Raw genomic sequence first — 13,586 nt, forward strand, 5'->3', positions numbered from 1 at the left:
CCTGGCGTATCCTGAGAGACCTGAAGATATGGACGAGGATGCTCCGGGCCGATCTGCGTCACTGAATGTGGAGACGTGCTATCATGAACAGGCGTAGGTTTCTGCAAGGTCTTTCCGGTACGACAGCCTATCCGTTTCTGCTTCAGGCCCCATTAGCACTACTCTCTGGTCCTGCCCGTGCTGTAGAGCCGATTACTATCATTGTTGCTGCCATAGGCATCATCAAAGCGATCGCAGATGCGAATCGAGGCGATGGCGGCCTCGGAGCCAGTATCTCAGCGATCAACGGTAAGGTGGAGCTCGCCATCCACCAGCTCGCAGTCATACAGAAGACACTGGAGTTTATGATCACCCAGGTCGCGCAGCTGCGCGAAGACCTCTTCAATGCTCTTGGTGAGCAATACGCCTATCAGCTCCACAATGAAGTAGTCGCGTCGATAGGCAAGATCGAAGATATTCGGCGGGAGGCCAAGCTGAAGGCCGTGGACCTTGCCGCAGATAATCCCGCGCGCGGCGATTTTCCTGCGAGGCTACTCGCAGCTTACGAAATCTTCGATCTCGCCAGAAGGAAGCTCTGGGCGTACCCGCAAGGCGTCTCGACGCTTTGCTCGACCACGTGTTCCTCAATGGCGGCCATCGATAGCATCGCGTTCGCGTACGGCATCGCTTCAGATGCGCGCATGGCAATAAACCTGCGCCGCCATTTGTCGTGGCTGGACCGCATGGCGGACCCAGACACACCTTATTCCGTAGCAACAGCGCTTGTAGAAGCGCGTGCAAATGAGGCCTCGATCGTAGAGCGAACCAAAAAGGACGCTCAAAAGCTCGATGCGCCGAGCATGATAGCCGATAAATTATACACGGCCTCGCCGGCAGAGCTTTGCGTCGTATCTCACATGGATGTTCAGTATTTTAACGAGATCCACTACCAATCATGGGATCGAGCGGGCCAGACGACATCGGTTCTGGTCGCAACCTTTCTCCGCGATGTCACGGATCGAGCTGGCGCGAAATTTCTCACCAATTCAAGGGTGCAGGAATACTCGGTTGCACACTACAAACCCGACGGTTCGCTGTTCGACATGAAATCGAAGCCGCGAGCTCAACAAATAGACCGGGCTCAATGCGTCGTTCGAGATCTACCCGAGTATGCCATCGATCCGGTCCATACCAAGCGAAACAACACCGATACGACCAATCCGGCAACGGCCTGGAAAACGATCTCGCCGCTTGTGTTCGACAAAGCGAGAAACTCAAATCCACTTTGGCGTTCCTGGACAGATCCGCCCAATTGGAAAGCCGCACAGCTCATCCTGGACGGCATCAATCTCGAGCGGCTTAAACAAGAGCACGCGAAAACCTGCCTCTTACACGTCACTGAGCATCGCGAATTTGTCCGGAAGATCAGCAAGCAATTTCCTGAAGTCGACGACTTGAAGGAGGTGCCCAAATGAGCCGACTTCCCAAAGCCACGCGATGCCTGCTTCTATATTTCACGACTGCGCTGGTCGGTCTTACAAGCGCGCATTCGCAAGATGGTGGCCCGTTCGTCCCCCTACAAAAAGAACCATACCTCCCGCCCGGCGCACCTACCCGACCCGCAACGGCAAAAAATTGGGCCGATTTCATTTCGGGCGGGCTCGTTTACCTGAATGACTATGGCCTCTCTCGAAAGATCGCCGCGAAACTTGAAGACCTTAAGCCGAAAATATTGAATGATCTGCCGTATTCAAAAGGCGGAGTCTTAGTCGTTGTGCGGTTGGAAACACAACAGAACGACGCGGGGGCATTTCGGAATCTCATCGCCGATCGCCTGGACTATGTAGGCTTGGGCGCGAGTCCAGCCGATGCGGAATTGTCGAGGATCGCAAGGGGAGACAACGACCCGTTCTATGTCGTCTCCCAAGGCAGGCAACTCGACTACGATAACAGCGTCGCCTATTGGTTTCGAAGAGACAAAGACGGAGAACTCGTGGCGGGCGAACAGTCGCTGGCGTCGCTGAGGCAGCAAACCCTTTCACTCTATGCAGACCGAGAGCTCAACAATTTCGACTGGAAGGTCGCGCGCAACAATGAAATCGAACGGTTGGTTACAGCATTCAGGGAAGTCAACGTGCGTGCCGCGGCGAACCAACAGGTAGACACCCTTGCGGAAAGTCGCAGACGGACACTGGAAGAACTCAAAGACTTGAATCGACAATTACAAGACGCACTTGATCGGGCTGCGAAAGCCGCTGAGACGGCGAAAATACTTCAGATCCTCTACATCGGCGCCCAGTTCGCCGACTTTTCTTCTAAGGCGTCGGAAGGCTTCGCACCGAAAGACCAAGAAGCAATAAAAGGCCAGACGACCCGAGAAGGCGTCTTTTCAGAACTCGACCGTATGAACAAGGAATCGATGTCGAAGGGAAATACGTTACGCGAAGAAATCCGCGTGAAGACGAATGTGGTCAATGGAATTGAAACGCAAATAATCACCATTTTTCGGGAGAATGCCGTTCCGACAGAGAACATCCCGCCGAATCAACTCAACGTTCCACCTCCCCGTTAGAGAGCAAAATCGAACCGTTACCTCTGAGGAGCGCACGCATGTATCTCAATAAACATGAAGATGCTGTCCGCCGATAGCTGGTTCTGATCGGCGACGTGAAGGATGCAAGCGAGCTGGAGCAGGCCGCAGTTGCATTTCACAAGGAAGAGATGGAGAAGAGTACCTTCCCAAGTACGATTTCGGGCCACTGAGGGGGCAGCGATGCTCATGCGCTTTAGGCATAAAGTTCGCTGCATACCTTTTGGCCAGCTATCGGCATGTCGTCCATCTCTTGCGAGAAGGCGCTTCGCTGAACCCTCACGGAAGTGGCCCTGCGAAGGCAGCGAGCTGGTGCAAATGACAGGCAACATCCTGATCGGCGCAAGTGCCGTGTTTTCTGAAGTAGTGGCGATTTTGCCGTGCTGGAGAGGATAAAACTGGGGAACACGTCGCTTAAAATCCCGCTGGATTCCGAACCAGGTTTCGGAAACTGGTCGGTTCAGGGCTGCCCGGCGACGCTCCACGGTCTACTTGATCGGCTTAATCCGGTCTGCATCAGGCATTGAGCCATCTATTGAAAGCTGTTCGCGTAAAGCTGCTCGATTTGCTCGATCTCCTGCGGGGTCAATTGAGCGAACTCGTTTTCCTTGGCCCGCTTCGAAAGGTTACCCTGGTTTTGCCTGAGGAAGCCAAACAGGTTGTTCAGCGTTCGCTCGGGCATGTCGATGATATTTTCGACCCCGGACCGGAACGAATCGAAGTTGCGGAGGAAATTCGTCTCGTTTGGGAGGTCCTGTTCAATCGTCCGCCGCACGCATTCGTAGAGGAATTCCGCATGGGGCGTTGCGTCGAAGAACCGATAAAAATCGGCAGTGTCGTTCAGGACCTTCACATTGCCCTTCTGCGTTGCTTCCCACTGGACGTAGGGAAGCAATCTGCTTGAGTAGCTTTCCAGGACGCCCTTGTATTCCGTGATCCTGTCGAGGATTGCCGACGATACCGGGAAATGAAGTTCCGGCGGATTGAAGCCGCGCCGCGCAAGCACATGGTGCATCAGGTAACGATGTATGCGGCCATTGCCATCTTCAAACGGGTGTATGTAGACGAAACCAAACGCCAACACCGCTGCGGCGACAACCGGATCAAGTTCGTCCTCGGCGCTGTGATCGAACGCGATCAGACCCGCCATAAGGGATGCGATATCTTCGTGCCGCGCGCTGATATGATCGGGGATGGGCCGCTGCGTATCGCGGTCATGCTCGCCGACAAAACCGCCCTCCTGGCGGAAGCCCATCTTCACGAATCGTTCGTCGCCGATAACGATGCCCTGCAACCGCAGAAACTCTTGCGCGTCGAGCGGCGCCCGCCCTGCCTCGCCGATGGCACGGCCCCACCGCTGGATGCGGTCCTGCGGTGGCCTCTCGCCCTCGATCACGTAACTGGACTTTGAATCCTTAAGCAGAAGAAACGCGGCTGTCCGGGCGAGCAAATCCTTCGGGACTTCGCTGATGACGGCGCGCGCGCGCGCCTTCCAATCCTGCGCAATGAATTCCTTCAGCGCGGGCGTCCTAAACACGAGCGGACAGAATTCCGGCGTGCCCGGCAGATTGTTGCGAACGCGGTGCCGGGTTGAGTTCTGCCCCGCCGCGCCGAACTGGAGATCGGTATCGACGGCCTCCACATACGAAACCTTATCCGCGGATGGCAGCTGCAACTCCCGGTCAAGCAGCCACTCATACAGAAACCAGATGCGGCGCGTGTAGAGGCCGGTTGGCTTTTGGCGCACAAGTTCGGCGATATCGCCTTCCTTTACCGTAAGGAAAAGCCGCTTCAGAACGGCGAGGTCGAGCCCTTCATACTTGAGTGCGAAAGTCAGATGCCCCTCAAGAGATGCATCAGGCGCGTGGCGCGGCGTGTAGATTCGCCAGCCACCCTGCTCGATGATGCGGTGCTTGGACCCAATGGCCGATAGTATCCGGGGGATCGGAACGGGCAGCTTGTAAGCGTGAATCAAGGCGGCATAGCCAGCCGGGGAAGCCGGCTCTGGCAGCCGCCGGTCATGAAAAACACTCACCGCTCCTGAAAATTGCACGCTCAAATCAAACTCCCTGAAAAATCATCTCCGGCCTGATTTCCCTTCACTCCGGGCACGAACGCCGAAATTCCATTATAATCCGTGAAAAACAATCCCTCAAAGCATTTTTCGTGAAAAGTGATCTCCGGGCGAAGCGGATCAGCCTGCCTCAAAATCGCTGGCTATCAAAATGACGGCTGCGAAAAGAAAATATCTCGCTGAGTCAGTAGCTTGAAAGAAATCTGGCCGCGAAACTTGACTCAAGTCTGCTGAATCTCATATTACTCACATATAAGGAGTGAGATGCATGAGATACCCTTACATCAACATGCGGGAGCTGACGGGAATCGACGTTCTCTCCAGCGCCTCGGACGGCAGGGCTGGATTTAAAGCCATGCTCGAAAAGATCCAGACGGACCCGGCATCTCCAACACCGCTGGTTATCGACTTTGCCGGCATCACCGTGGCGACCGCCAGCTATCTGCGCGAGGCAATCTTCAATCTCAAAACCTTCCTCCGCGGCTCCAATTCGAAATTCTACCCGGTTGTGGCGAACGCGAATGCGGTCGTGCTGGACGAACTGGCGGTTATCGCGGACGCAAGAAAAGAAAACCTGTTGGCAGCAGATGTTTCTCCCGCGGGCGCGGTGGAAAATCAGCATATCATTGGCCAGCTTGATCCGAAGCAGGCATCGACGTTTGAGCGCGTTACCGGCCTTGGTCGTACGACCGCTGGCGATTTGAACCGCATGTTTGGCGAAGCGGACGGAGTAACCGCTCCTACGGTCTGGAATAACCGCCTTGCATCGCTGGCGGCAGCGGGCCTGATCCTCGAATTCACGCAGGGTCGCGCGAAGTTTTATCAACCTTTGTTCACGGAGGCCAGTTGATGGGAGCCGAAGAACTTCAGAAACGTCGGCCCTCGCACGACAAGTACATCGATCGTCAGCGGGTTGCGCTTGCCACACTCGATCTCTTTACCCGTTTCCCTGAAGACCAGCCCCGCTCATTTATCGCGGTGATGGAAAAGGGCATTAGTCCGTCTGTCGGCAGCGACCACATCCTGCAGGCGGACAAAGGCAAACTCCTGGGCTGTGTAGGAAACTCGGTGCAATTCTCCGCTCCGAACGCACCGTCTGACATCCTCAAGGCGCTCTCTGCGGGCGCTGGCATTGCGGTCGGCGAGATCATCCGCGTCAATCCGCTCTCGAACACGGTCGAGGTGAAGATCAAATGATTTCAGCTCAACCCGACACGCGTAGCAATGAGACCATAGTAGATGCACTAACCCATGATCCGCAGGCATATTCGCTATCACTCGGATGTCACGGCTGCCACCATTTCGCAGCCTGTGGCGGATTATGTGTGAAGGACTCCCTTTTTGATTGCCTCGGCCTCTGCTGCAACAAGCCGGACAAATGCACCCGGGTGTGCAGAAACGCGCCGAGCGTCCGCTTCGCCGATCAGTTGCGCGAGATCGATGGCTTCGATTTCGACAGCGTACCGCGCGCGGCACTCGTCAGGCATCAGATTAGCGACGATATTGTACCGCTCGTATACCATGGAAGCAGCCGCGTCGGACAGCTCTCCGGCTCGACATTCGCCCTGCGCCTGCCGGATGTGGTCAGCTTTCGTGGAAGGAGGCTTAAGTTCCAAGACCGCGCAACGCTCTGCGCTGCATACCATATCCCCGAGGACGCTCGGATTATACTCAGCGGCGTCCATCAGGATCACCGCATTGAACCATGGTGGACGCTTGGGTCAGATCGCATTCATGTTATCAAGCAAATGCGCGATATCGGCATCGACATGGTCACCACGCCAAACTTCAGCGTGGTGCTGGATCAGCCGCGCACTGATGATATGCATGCGCTGAAGCGTATTCTCATCGTCTTCGAAGAGTTTGCCCGGGGCGGCATTCCTTGTGCTCTTCATTCCCATGGCCGGACCGAGCGTGACTTCGAACGCTGGGGCGCGGAGATCGCAACCCGCACCGAAATCGAGACATTGTCGTATGAATTTACGACCGGCCCAGGACGCCGCCGGCGCCGTGGCTGGCATCTTGAACAACTTGCCGGTCTTGCGGCTGCTGCAGGTCGAGACATCGATATCGTCGTGCGCGGCGATCCCGAAGTGATCGACTTCCTGCGCGGACACTTCCGCAAGGTAGTTTATCTCGAAACCACTGCTTTCATGAAGACGCTGAAACGCCAGCGTGCCGAGCGCGACGGCAATGACGCGCTGCGCTGGCTACCAAGCCCGACTGAGCCGGGCGATCCGCTTGACGGCCTTTTCTTTCATAACCTGCGAGAACGGGTGACTTTGCTGCGTGCTCTTCACTATGCCGGATAGGTGGGTTGAGACGCGTGGTCCATGAACTGTCATTCGATCTTGCCAACGATATCGCTCTGGCGCTGGCCGGCGGAGTGGATTTTTCGAAAGATCTGCAGGTTCAAGCCCGCGACTTTGGTCCACTGGCCGAACTTCATCATGCTGGAATAATATTCAACCGGCATGGCTGGCTCAAAGTCGGAAGACATGCCGAACTTCTTCGGGCCATGGCCACCGGCAAGAAGTGGTTCTCCGCGTCCGGCGCTCAGGGGTTTGTCACTCTGACGGAAATCCTGGCTCAGCATAGTAATTGGACCGAGTTCGCGATGCGGGGCAAGAAAGCCGCCGTGGAAGCGGGATTCGCGCCCGCTTCGGCGGGCCAGTTGTTCGGGGCAATTGGGGAGCTACGCGGAAATATTGAAGAGCACAGCGAGAATATCGCGTCCGGCTATATGGCTTTTGACGCCTTGCACGGACATTTCGAATTCGTCGTCGCCGACTCCGGAATTGGAGTCCTCAAGAGCCTGCGGACTCATCCTCACTTTCATTATATCGCCGACGCCGGAACGGCGCTCAACCTGGCGCTGACCGAAGGCGTATCTCGTCACTATGACGACAAGGACCGAGGCAGAGGATTTAGGACCATCTTTATCGGACTTGCGAACAAGAGCGAGCACCTTCGTTTCTGTTCCGGCGACCATGCGAGGGAGTTCAGGCGGTCCCCCGACATGCGGGTGATCGCAGAAACGCGCCAGAAGGCCGCATCACCAGGCTTCTTTTGCTCAGTCCGATGCACGGCCTAGCCATGGATGCGAGCACGAACGCAGGCTTCGTCAACGTTCCGCAAGGGCCTCCATTGCGTCATTCGTCCTCATCTGACCCGCGGCTCGTTTCACCTGGTGACATAGGCGTTCCGTCCGGCCTCAGGCGGACGCTCAGGTAGTAAACGCCGCTGTTTGGACCCGGATTGAACGCAAGCTGAATGCGGCTGCGAAGAGTGCCGTCGGCCATTTCCAACAAGCGGCGAACCACTGCATTCATCGCGGATGGGGTTGGCCATCCTAAGGTCTGGGCCTCATGAACGCTGTCCGTGACACCAAGTTTGACTGTCGCATTCGATGCAACATTCTCTTCGCCAGTAAGGGAGTGAAGAACCCAGCGGGCAGCATGCCACTGGAGGTCTATAAGTCAGTAAACATCCTGCAGAGCTTCCTCTGGTGGATCGAAATGCTCGCTCGACCAGTCGATGACAGTCTGATCGGAAACGCCATGCAGCGAGGCCGCTTCTTGCGCCGAGAGATCTGTCGACCGAAGAAGTAGACTATAGAGGCTGACCATCGAAGGATTATCCAGCAATATGTCAAATCAAATGGACCAGTCAAAAGCTCGCAATTACTTAATTCTACCGCTTCGCGAGCCGCGGTCAAAGGTGCATCCGGCAAGATAAGAAAGCATCAAGAACAAGCGGACCGGTGCTCATTAAGGTTGATGCCCTTCTAGGCGTGAAGATGGAACGACTATGGGTGAACGCAACCCGCCCGGTCGTGAGGGCCTTCTTATCATGCAGGTAATAAAGGGCGGCGCCCTTGAAGGACCCTCCCCGCTTAGCGACCCGGGGGATCATTCGTCAATGAGATCCATCACGACTTTCTCGATTGCCGCGACGGCCTTCAGGAGCTGCGGTGGCGCTTCGCCCGGCTGGTTGAGGTTTATCCCGATGCGACGCGCGGCGGCCCGTATGAGTTTGTGAAGATCTTTGTCTGTTTGGCATGTGTCCGTCTCCTTGTTAGCCCCGAGGGGCGGTTGTAGACGGGCAAGGCCGTAAGGGCCGGTAGCGTCATATGGCCGGCTCGGTCGCTCGGTGCGGCCGGCCCATTGACGCGACGAACCGGCCCTTCGGCCTATGCGCCAAGTCTCGCCCCTCTGGGCCGGAGACGGTGCGGCTGTGCGGGAGGACGATCACGAAGTTGAGAGGACCTAACAGGCCGGCGCGCTCTGGAAACAGGTGGCAGGCCCCCCGACCAAGGTATGCTCGATCCTTTGATCGAAAACCGTTCGGACGGAAGCAGGACCATCCGGATATGTTAAGATCGTCGCCTCGATCAATCGTAGAGGTGGCAGAATGAGCTTCAACGGGTTTTTCGATGGGATCGAACCTGAGCCCCAGCTGGCTGCGAAGCACGGTCCGTTTCACGGCATCATCCGGCTCAATTTCAACGTCATGCGGGAGAACGCCTTCTACCTAGCCTACGGCTTTAAGGTGCCGACGACCTGCATGGTCGTCGTCGACGTGCTCCTAAACATGGAGCTGCTGCAGGAAGAAACCAACGCGGCCAACCTGAAGAAGCGGGTGGGTGCGGTGATCGAACGGAAGAATGGCGCCGCCCTCGAGGCGATCAAGCTAACGCTGCATAAACAAATGATCGCCTATCAGCAGGTCGGCACGAAAAAGATCTTCGGCATGTCGGTAGCTCAGAAGACGCTCTCCGAGACGGTCAGCCGGCACATGCAGCCGATTGCTGACGTGCTTCTGGCACAGATGGCAAACCCGAGAGACCCGGTGGCGGGCAGCGCGCTTGTGGACCCCAAGGTCTACTTCAATGCAATCTCACAATACTGAACGGAGGTCACGAATGAAAAAGATGATGTGTATCGCAACGACCGCGTTTGCATTGTTGACTGCATCGCCGCCGGCGCTGCTGGTTGCGAGCACGTCGGCTTCGGCCGGATGGGGCGATGGCGTGGTGAAGTAAATTCCGAAAGTCACGATGGCTGAAATTACGGCCCCGCGAGAGCGGGGCCGTTTTCGTTCAAAAACCGATCTTAGCACGGACCAGAGACAGGAGGCGGGGCTCATTTCATAACCGACGCGATAAGCCACGACATCGGCGTCGATGGCGCCCCGGCATTCTCAGCGAGATGTTGGGGACAGCTTTCCCAGGAGGAAAGAAATGGACTCCATCATTAAGAAATTGCTGCTCGGCGCGACCGCAGTCGGTCTGACGATGGCGGCAGTGTCGGCTCCGGCGTACGCGGCCGGCGACATGAGCGGCATCCACGCCTTCTTCAATGACGACAGAAATCAGTTCGTGGACTTCTGGCTGAATAACAACGGCCGGGTGACGATCAAAGCAAGCAACGGTCGTCCGTGGTCGCCGATGTGGGTCACGGTCCACGCCACGTTCATGTCGGGCGGCCAAGTTCTCGGCCGGAAAGACTATCACGTCTACGCCAGTTCGCCGGTGCCCGGCGGCGGCGGCAGCGAGAAGTGGTTTCTGTACGGCAACCCCGGCTTCTCCGGCGTGACGTCCGTGGTCGTCACCACGAATAAGGAAAAGCCGTGGGGCAAGCCTGAGGGCGGCTGGGAGATCGAAATCTCCGGCTCGACCAAATTCTGATTCTTGTCGGGTCGTCCAAGGAAGGGGCGTTCGCGCGACCGCGAACGCCCCTTATACGTTGACGCAACGAAGACCTCAGGCGAACAGGTCGGCGCCGGCCTGGGTGAGCTTGACGTAGGTGCCACTCTCGTGGAGCTAGAGCCCGCCGCGATCGAGCGCGAACTCGAGGCCAGCGCGGTACTCTGCCGGCGTGCCGCAATGCTCAAAAAGGAATGGGCCCTTGATGCGTTCGATGTGGATGCGGCCGTCCTGGACGGCGCCAACCGCGTTGGCAGTCTCCATCAGCTTGCGGGCGGCAGCTTCCGGCTCGGCAAAGGGGCGGGAGCCACAATTATCATTACGTGACACGCGACGACAGTCGGTCTTAATATGCTCTCTTTCGTTGCTGGCTTGGGCGCTGTCGACCTCGTTTGTGATCCCAGGCACCGGTTTCAACGGATTTCGACGGACCACGAGTGATGAGCTGGATCGAGCATGCCGTCTGGTGGCACATCTATCCGCTGGGCTTTGTGGACGCGGAACGCGAGACTCGCCTGCGCGGCAGCATCGAGCACCGTTTTGGCAAACCGGTCGCTTGGCTAGACTACGCGGTGAATCTTGGCGCTTCCGGCCTCTTGCTGGGACCGATTTTCGCATCTTCCACCCACGGCTATGACACGATCGACCACCTCACGATAGATCCGCGGCTGGGGAACCAGGCGGATTTCGATGCCTTCATCGACGCCGCGCATCAGCGCGGTCTGCGCGTTGTTCTCGACGGGATATTTAATCACGTCGGTCGTGACTTCCCGATCTTCCAACGTGCTATTGCGGGCGGCCCCGGCTCTAGGGAGGCCTCGTGGTTTCGACTGACCTGGCCGTCAGACTGGGGTCCGGGCAAGGAGCCCGACTACGCGACGTTCGAAGGCCACCGCCAGCTTGTCGCCCTGAATCATGATGAAGCCGAGGTGCTCCAATACGTGACGCACATCATGAACCATTGGCTCGACCGTGGCGTCGATGGCTGGCGTCTCGACGCCGCTTATGCCGTGCCAAGGCTCTTCTGGAAGAAGGTCATGGGTCCGGTCCGCGAACAGCATCCGGACGCATACATGGTCGGCGAAGTGATCCACGGCGACTACGTCGGCTTTGTTCAAGAGGCCGGTGTGGACGCTGTCACGCAATATGAGTTGTGGAAAGCAATCTGGAGCGCACTAAACGATCGGAATTTTTTCGAGCTGGCTTGGGCCCTGAATCGACACAATGAGGTGCTTGACACCTTCGTGCCGCAAACGTTTGTCGGCAATCATGACGTCACGCGCATCGCGAGCCGATTGATTGATGAGAGGCATCTGGCCCACGCGCTCGTTATCCTCATGACCTGCGGCGGAACGCCGTCTATCTATGCCGGTGATGAACAGGCCTTCCGCGGAGTGAAGGAGCACCGCGCGGGAGGCGATGATGCTATCCGTCCGGCGTTTCCTGCCACGCCGGTCGATCTGGCGTCATTTGGCTGGCCGACTTATCGTCTTCATCAAGAGCTCATTGGATTGAGGTTGCTCGCTGCGATGCTCCGGAATTTCTGCTGCGCTTCATGCGCCGCGCTGCTCCGTCCAAAACAACACCATGGGTATGTTGAGGACCTTAGAGATATCGAGCAGCGTGCTCGCGGTCATGCGGTTCAAGGCCTTCTCGGATTTCTGAATCTGCTGGCAGCTTAGTCCGATGGCTATTCTAAGCCGTTCTTGCGTCATCCGGCGGATGATCCTGGCGGGAAGGTTTCGCCAATGATCTTGTCGATTTTGCTAGCCCTGCATTCCATCTGGCCTCGATCCAGATCGGAACACGCCAGAACCGCGCCATGAACTCGACGTCTTCGGGGCCGCACGCGGAGGTGTAGATTGCGGTCGTGCTGATCCGCGAGTAGCCAAGCCAGCTTTGGACTCGGTGCTGGTCGAGAAGAACACTTCATTGAAGAGCGTCATGACGCCGCCTTCTAGCGCCGGTGACCGAGCCGGATTCCCAGCTTGAGCGCTTTTTGCCGGAGTGAGCCTTCGGAGCGTTTTGTGAGCTTCGCAATATTTACAACGGGCGTCTTCGCTTTCGAATGAGCGCGCAGCTCCTTCACGTCGGCTTTTGTGTATTCGCGACGCACAGGTTTCTTCTTCGTAGCCGTCTTCTTTGCCATCTTCGCCAATTTTAGCTCCTCGATTCGAGAGTGGGCGTACTAGCATAGCCGCAATGAGTCACAACTCAGTTGACTGATGTGTGCCTCTCTCAACAGAGGCGGCTGATAAACCTATGCCGCCGAATTCTGGCAGGAGCGCCGTGCGGATGATGCGGTGGTGGGCGGACGAGTTCGACTCGCTAAGGGAGCACGGTCGTTTCATCAAAATGAGTGCCCTAGGAAAAGCGCGTTCAAAGTGGGGTTGCTCCCTTAAGTCGCACGTCATTAGTTCGACATGTTGGTGTCAAGGAGGGCCAGAAGTGAGCGCACCACTACTAGTCGCCGACGTCCGATCGTTGTCGTGACGATACGCCCAGCTCCTATCAACTCGTAAAGCTTCGTGCGTCCCAAGCCGGTCACTTCGCATGCATCGTCAATCGTGCAGGTGAGCCGCTGCGTGAATGGTATCGTGCTCGGTTCTGCGGCATTCGGAGCGGATAGGCTGACTTGTGACTGTTGTCCGCCAGTTTTCTCTCGTCGATTGTATCTCACATGGCCCTCTATTCGCACAAGGCTCGACAGGACAAGAGTTGATTGTGCGACGAGCAACGTCAATGCGAACATCCGAGGGCGCTCGCGTACGACAGCGCGCGTCAGCGGCCGTTTGAATATTTCCGGACATCAAGGGCGACGAGGAAATTTTTTCGCGAATGCGCCAGCCACAGTGAGGCATCGCACCGAGGCTAGTCTGCTAATGTCGGCAGCAAATTCCACAAGCGTTCGCCGCTGTTCACCAGCGTCTTATTCAACCATTATTCAACGAATGTGGCTGGTGGCTACCTAAGTGCCTGAATTTGCTGGCGCTCCCTAGGGGAATCGAACCCCTGTTTCAGCCTTAAGAGGACGAGGGCAAACACAGGCCGTGACCTCTCGAAATGTCGCACCCCAATTGAAGGTGCGTCAGTGCGTCTCAGAGTGTTTGCCGAAGCAAGAAAAATCAACTGCCGCGTTTGCGATAGCGCAGTCTCTGATCACAATCGAGTCATCGCACGCTCGCAGTTTGCACGCTGCGACTTTCCTCCCGCCGCTTCTACGAGAGAAATTTCGG

General features: G+C 56.9%; 14 protein-coding genes and 1 pseudogene. 10 read left to right on the forward strand and 5 right to left on the reverse strand.

Annotated features, from left to right (window positions below):
* Positions 1 to 83 precede the first annotated feature (83 nt).
* Complete coding sequence (locus CI41S_RS13830) at positions 84 to 1,454, forward strand: hypothetical protein (protein WP_139859663.1); 1,371 nt, start codon at positions 84 to 86, stop codon at positions 1,452 to 1,454.
* Positions 1,451 to 2,551, forward strand: coding sequence for a hypothetical protein (locus CI41S_RS13835; RefSeq protein WP_139482243.1), 1,101 nt, complete (start codon positions 1,451 to 1,453; stop codon positions 2,549 to 2,551). Before CI41S_RS13830 ends, CI41S_RS13835 begins: the two co-directional genes overlap by 4 nt.
* A gap of 550 nt (positions 2,552 to 3,101) precedes the next feature.
* Here CI41S_RS13835 and CI41S_RS13840 read toward each other — a convergent pair.
* Entirely contained in the window at positions 3,102 to 4,628 is a 1,527-nt protein-coding gene (locus tag CI41S_RS13840) for a Fic family protein (protein WP_139482244.1), read from the reverse strand.
* A gap of 283 nt (positions 4,629 to 4,911) precedes the next feature.
* Between CI41S_RS13840 and CI41S_RS13845 the strand changes: the two genes are divergently transcribed.
* The 4 genes from CI41S_RS13845 to CI41S_RS13860 all read left to right on the forward strand — a co-directional run bounded on the left by CI41S_RS13845 (position 4,912) and on the right by CI41S_RS13860 (position 7,737).
* Complete coding sequence (locus CI41S_RS13845; protein WP_139482245.1) at positions 4,912 to 5,493, forward strand: hypothetical protein; 582 nt, start codon at positions 4,912 to 4,914, stop codon at positions 5,491 to 5,493.
* Complete coding sequence (locus CI41S_RS13850) at positions 5,493 to 5,840, forward strand: hypothetical protein (protein ID WP_139859665.1); 348 nt, start codon at positions 5,493 to 5,495, stop codon at positions 5,838 to 5,840. Before CI41S_RS13845 ends, CI41S_RS13850 begins: the two co-directional genes overlap by 1 nt.
* 128 nt (positions 5,841 to 5,968) lie before the next feature.
* Positions 5,969 to 6,955 carry a hypothetical protein gene (locus CI41S_RS13855; RefSeq protein WP_139482247.1) on the forward strand — a complete coding sequence of 329 codons (987 nt, stop codon included), beginning with the start codon at positions 5,969 to 5,971 and terminating at the stop codon, positions 6,953 to 6,955.
* Between the two features lie 5 nt (positions 6,956 to 6,960).
* The gene (locus CI41S_RS13860; protein ID WP_139859670.1) at positions 6,961 to 7,737 is read left to right on the forward strand and encodes a hypothetical protein; all 777 of its coding nucleotides are present in this window, start codon (positions 6,961 to 6,963) and stop codon (positions 7,735 to 7,737) included.
* 385 nt (positions 7,738 to 8,122) lie between these two features.
* Here CI41S_RS13860 and CI41S_RS43450 read toward each other — a convergent pair whose 3' ends face one another.
* Positions 8,123 to 8,272, reverse strand: a complete 150-nt coding sequence (locus CI41S_RS43450; protein WP_172626805.1) for a hypothetical protein — start codon at positions 8,270 to 8,272, stop codon at positions 8,123 to 8,125.
* A gap of 784 nt (positions 8,273 to 9,056) precedes the next feature.
* On the opposite strand from CI41S_RS43450, the gene CI41S_RS13865 reads away from it, so the two are divergent.
* From CI41S_RS13865 to CI41S_RS13880, 4 genes are all read left to right on the forward strand, one after another.
* On the forward strand, positions 9,057 to 9,554 hold the full coding sequence (locus tag CI41S_RS13865) for a hypothetical protein (protein ID WP_139482249.1): 498 nt from the start codon (positions 9,057 to 9,059) through the stop codon (positions 9,552 to 9,554).
* Positions 9,555 to 9,885: 331 nt separating this feature from the next.
* Positions 9,886 to 10,332 (forward strand): hypothetical protein, encoded by a 447-nt coding sequence (locus CI41S_RS13870; RefSeq protein WP_139482250.1) that lies wholly within the window; start codon positions 9,886 to 9,888, stop codon positions 10,330 to 10,332.
* 129 nt (positions 10,333 to 10,461) lie between these two features.
* Positions 10,462 to 10,677, forward strand: a complete 216-nt coding sequence (locus tag CI41S_RS43455; RefSeq protein ID WP_172626807.1) for a hypothetical protein — start codon at positions 10,462 to 10,464, stop codon at positions 10,675 to 10,677.
* Positions 10,678 to 10,790: 113 nt separating this feature from the next.
* Positions 10,791 to 12,032 carry an alpha-amylase family protein gene (locus CI41S_RS13880; protein WP_139482252.1) on the forward strand — a complete coding sequence of 414 codons (1,242 nt, stop codon included), beginning with the start codon at positions 10,791 to 10,793 and terminating at the stop codon, positions 12,030 to 12,032.
* On the opposite strand, the pseudogene CI41S_RS45305 reads toward CI41S_RS13880, so the two are convergent.
* The 3 genes and pseudogenes from CI41S_RS45305 to CI41S_RS45310 all read right to left on the reverse strand — a co-directional run.
* Positions 12,003 to 12,065, reverse strand: a pseudogene (locus CI41S_RS45305) (hypothetical protein); the annotation flags it as partial. The gene CI41S_RS13880 and the pseudogene CI41S_RS45305 sit on opposite strands and share 30 nt — an antisense overlap.
* A 242-nt stretch (positions 12,066 to 12,307) precedes the next feature.
* Complete coding sequence (locus CI41S_RS13885) at positions 12,308 to 12,499, reverse strand: hypothetical protein (RefSeq protein ID WP_172626816.1); 192 nt, start codon at positions 12,497 to 12,499, stop codon at positions 12,308 to 12,310.
* A 264-nt stretch (positions 12,500 to 12,763) separates the two neighbouring features.
* Positions 12,764 to 13,102 (reverse strand): helix-turn-helix domain-containing protein, encoded by a 339-nt coding sequence (locus tag CI41S_RS45310; RefSeq protein ID WP_139482254.1) that lies wholly within the window; start codon positions 13,100 to 13,102, stop codon positions 12,764 to 12,766.
* Positions 13,103 to 13,586: the final 484 nt, after the last annotated feature.

Source organism: Bradyrhizobium ivorense (genome assembly GCF_900696085.1).
GTDB classification, from domain to species: Bacteria; Pseudomonadota; Alphaproteobacteria; order Rhizobiales; family Xanthobacteraceae; genus Bradyrhizobium; species Bradyrhizobium ivorense.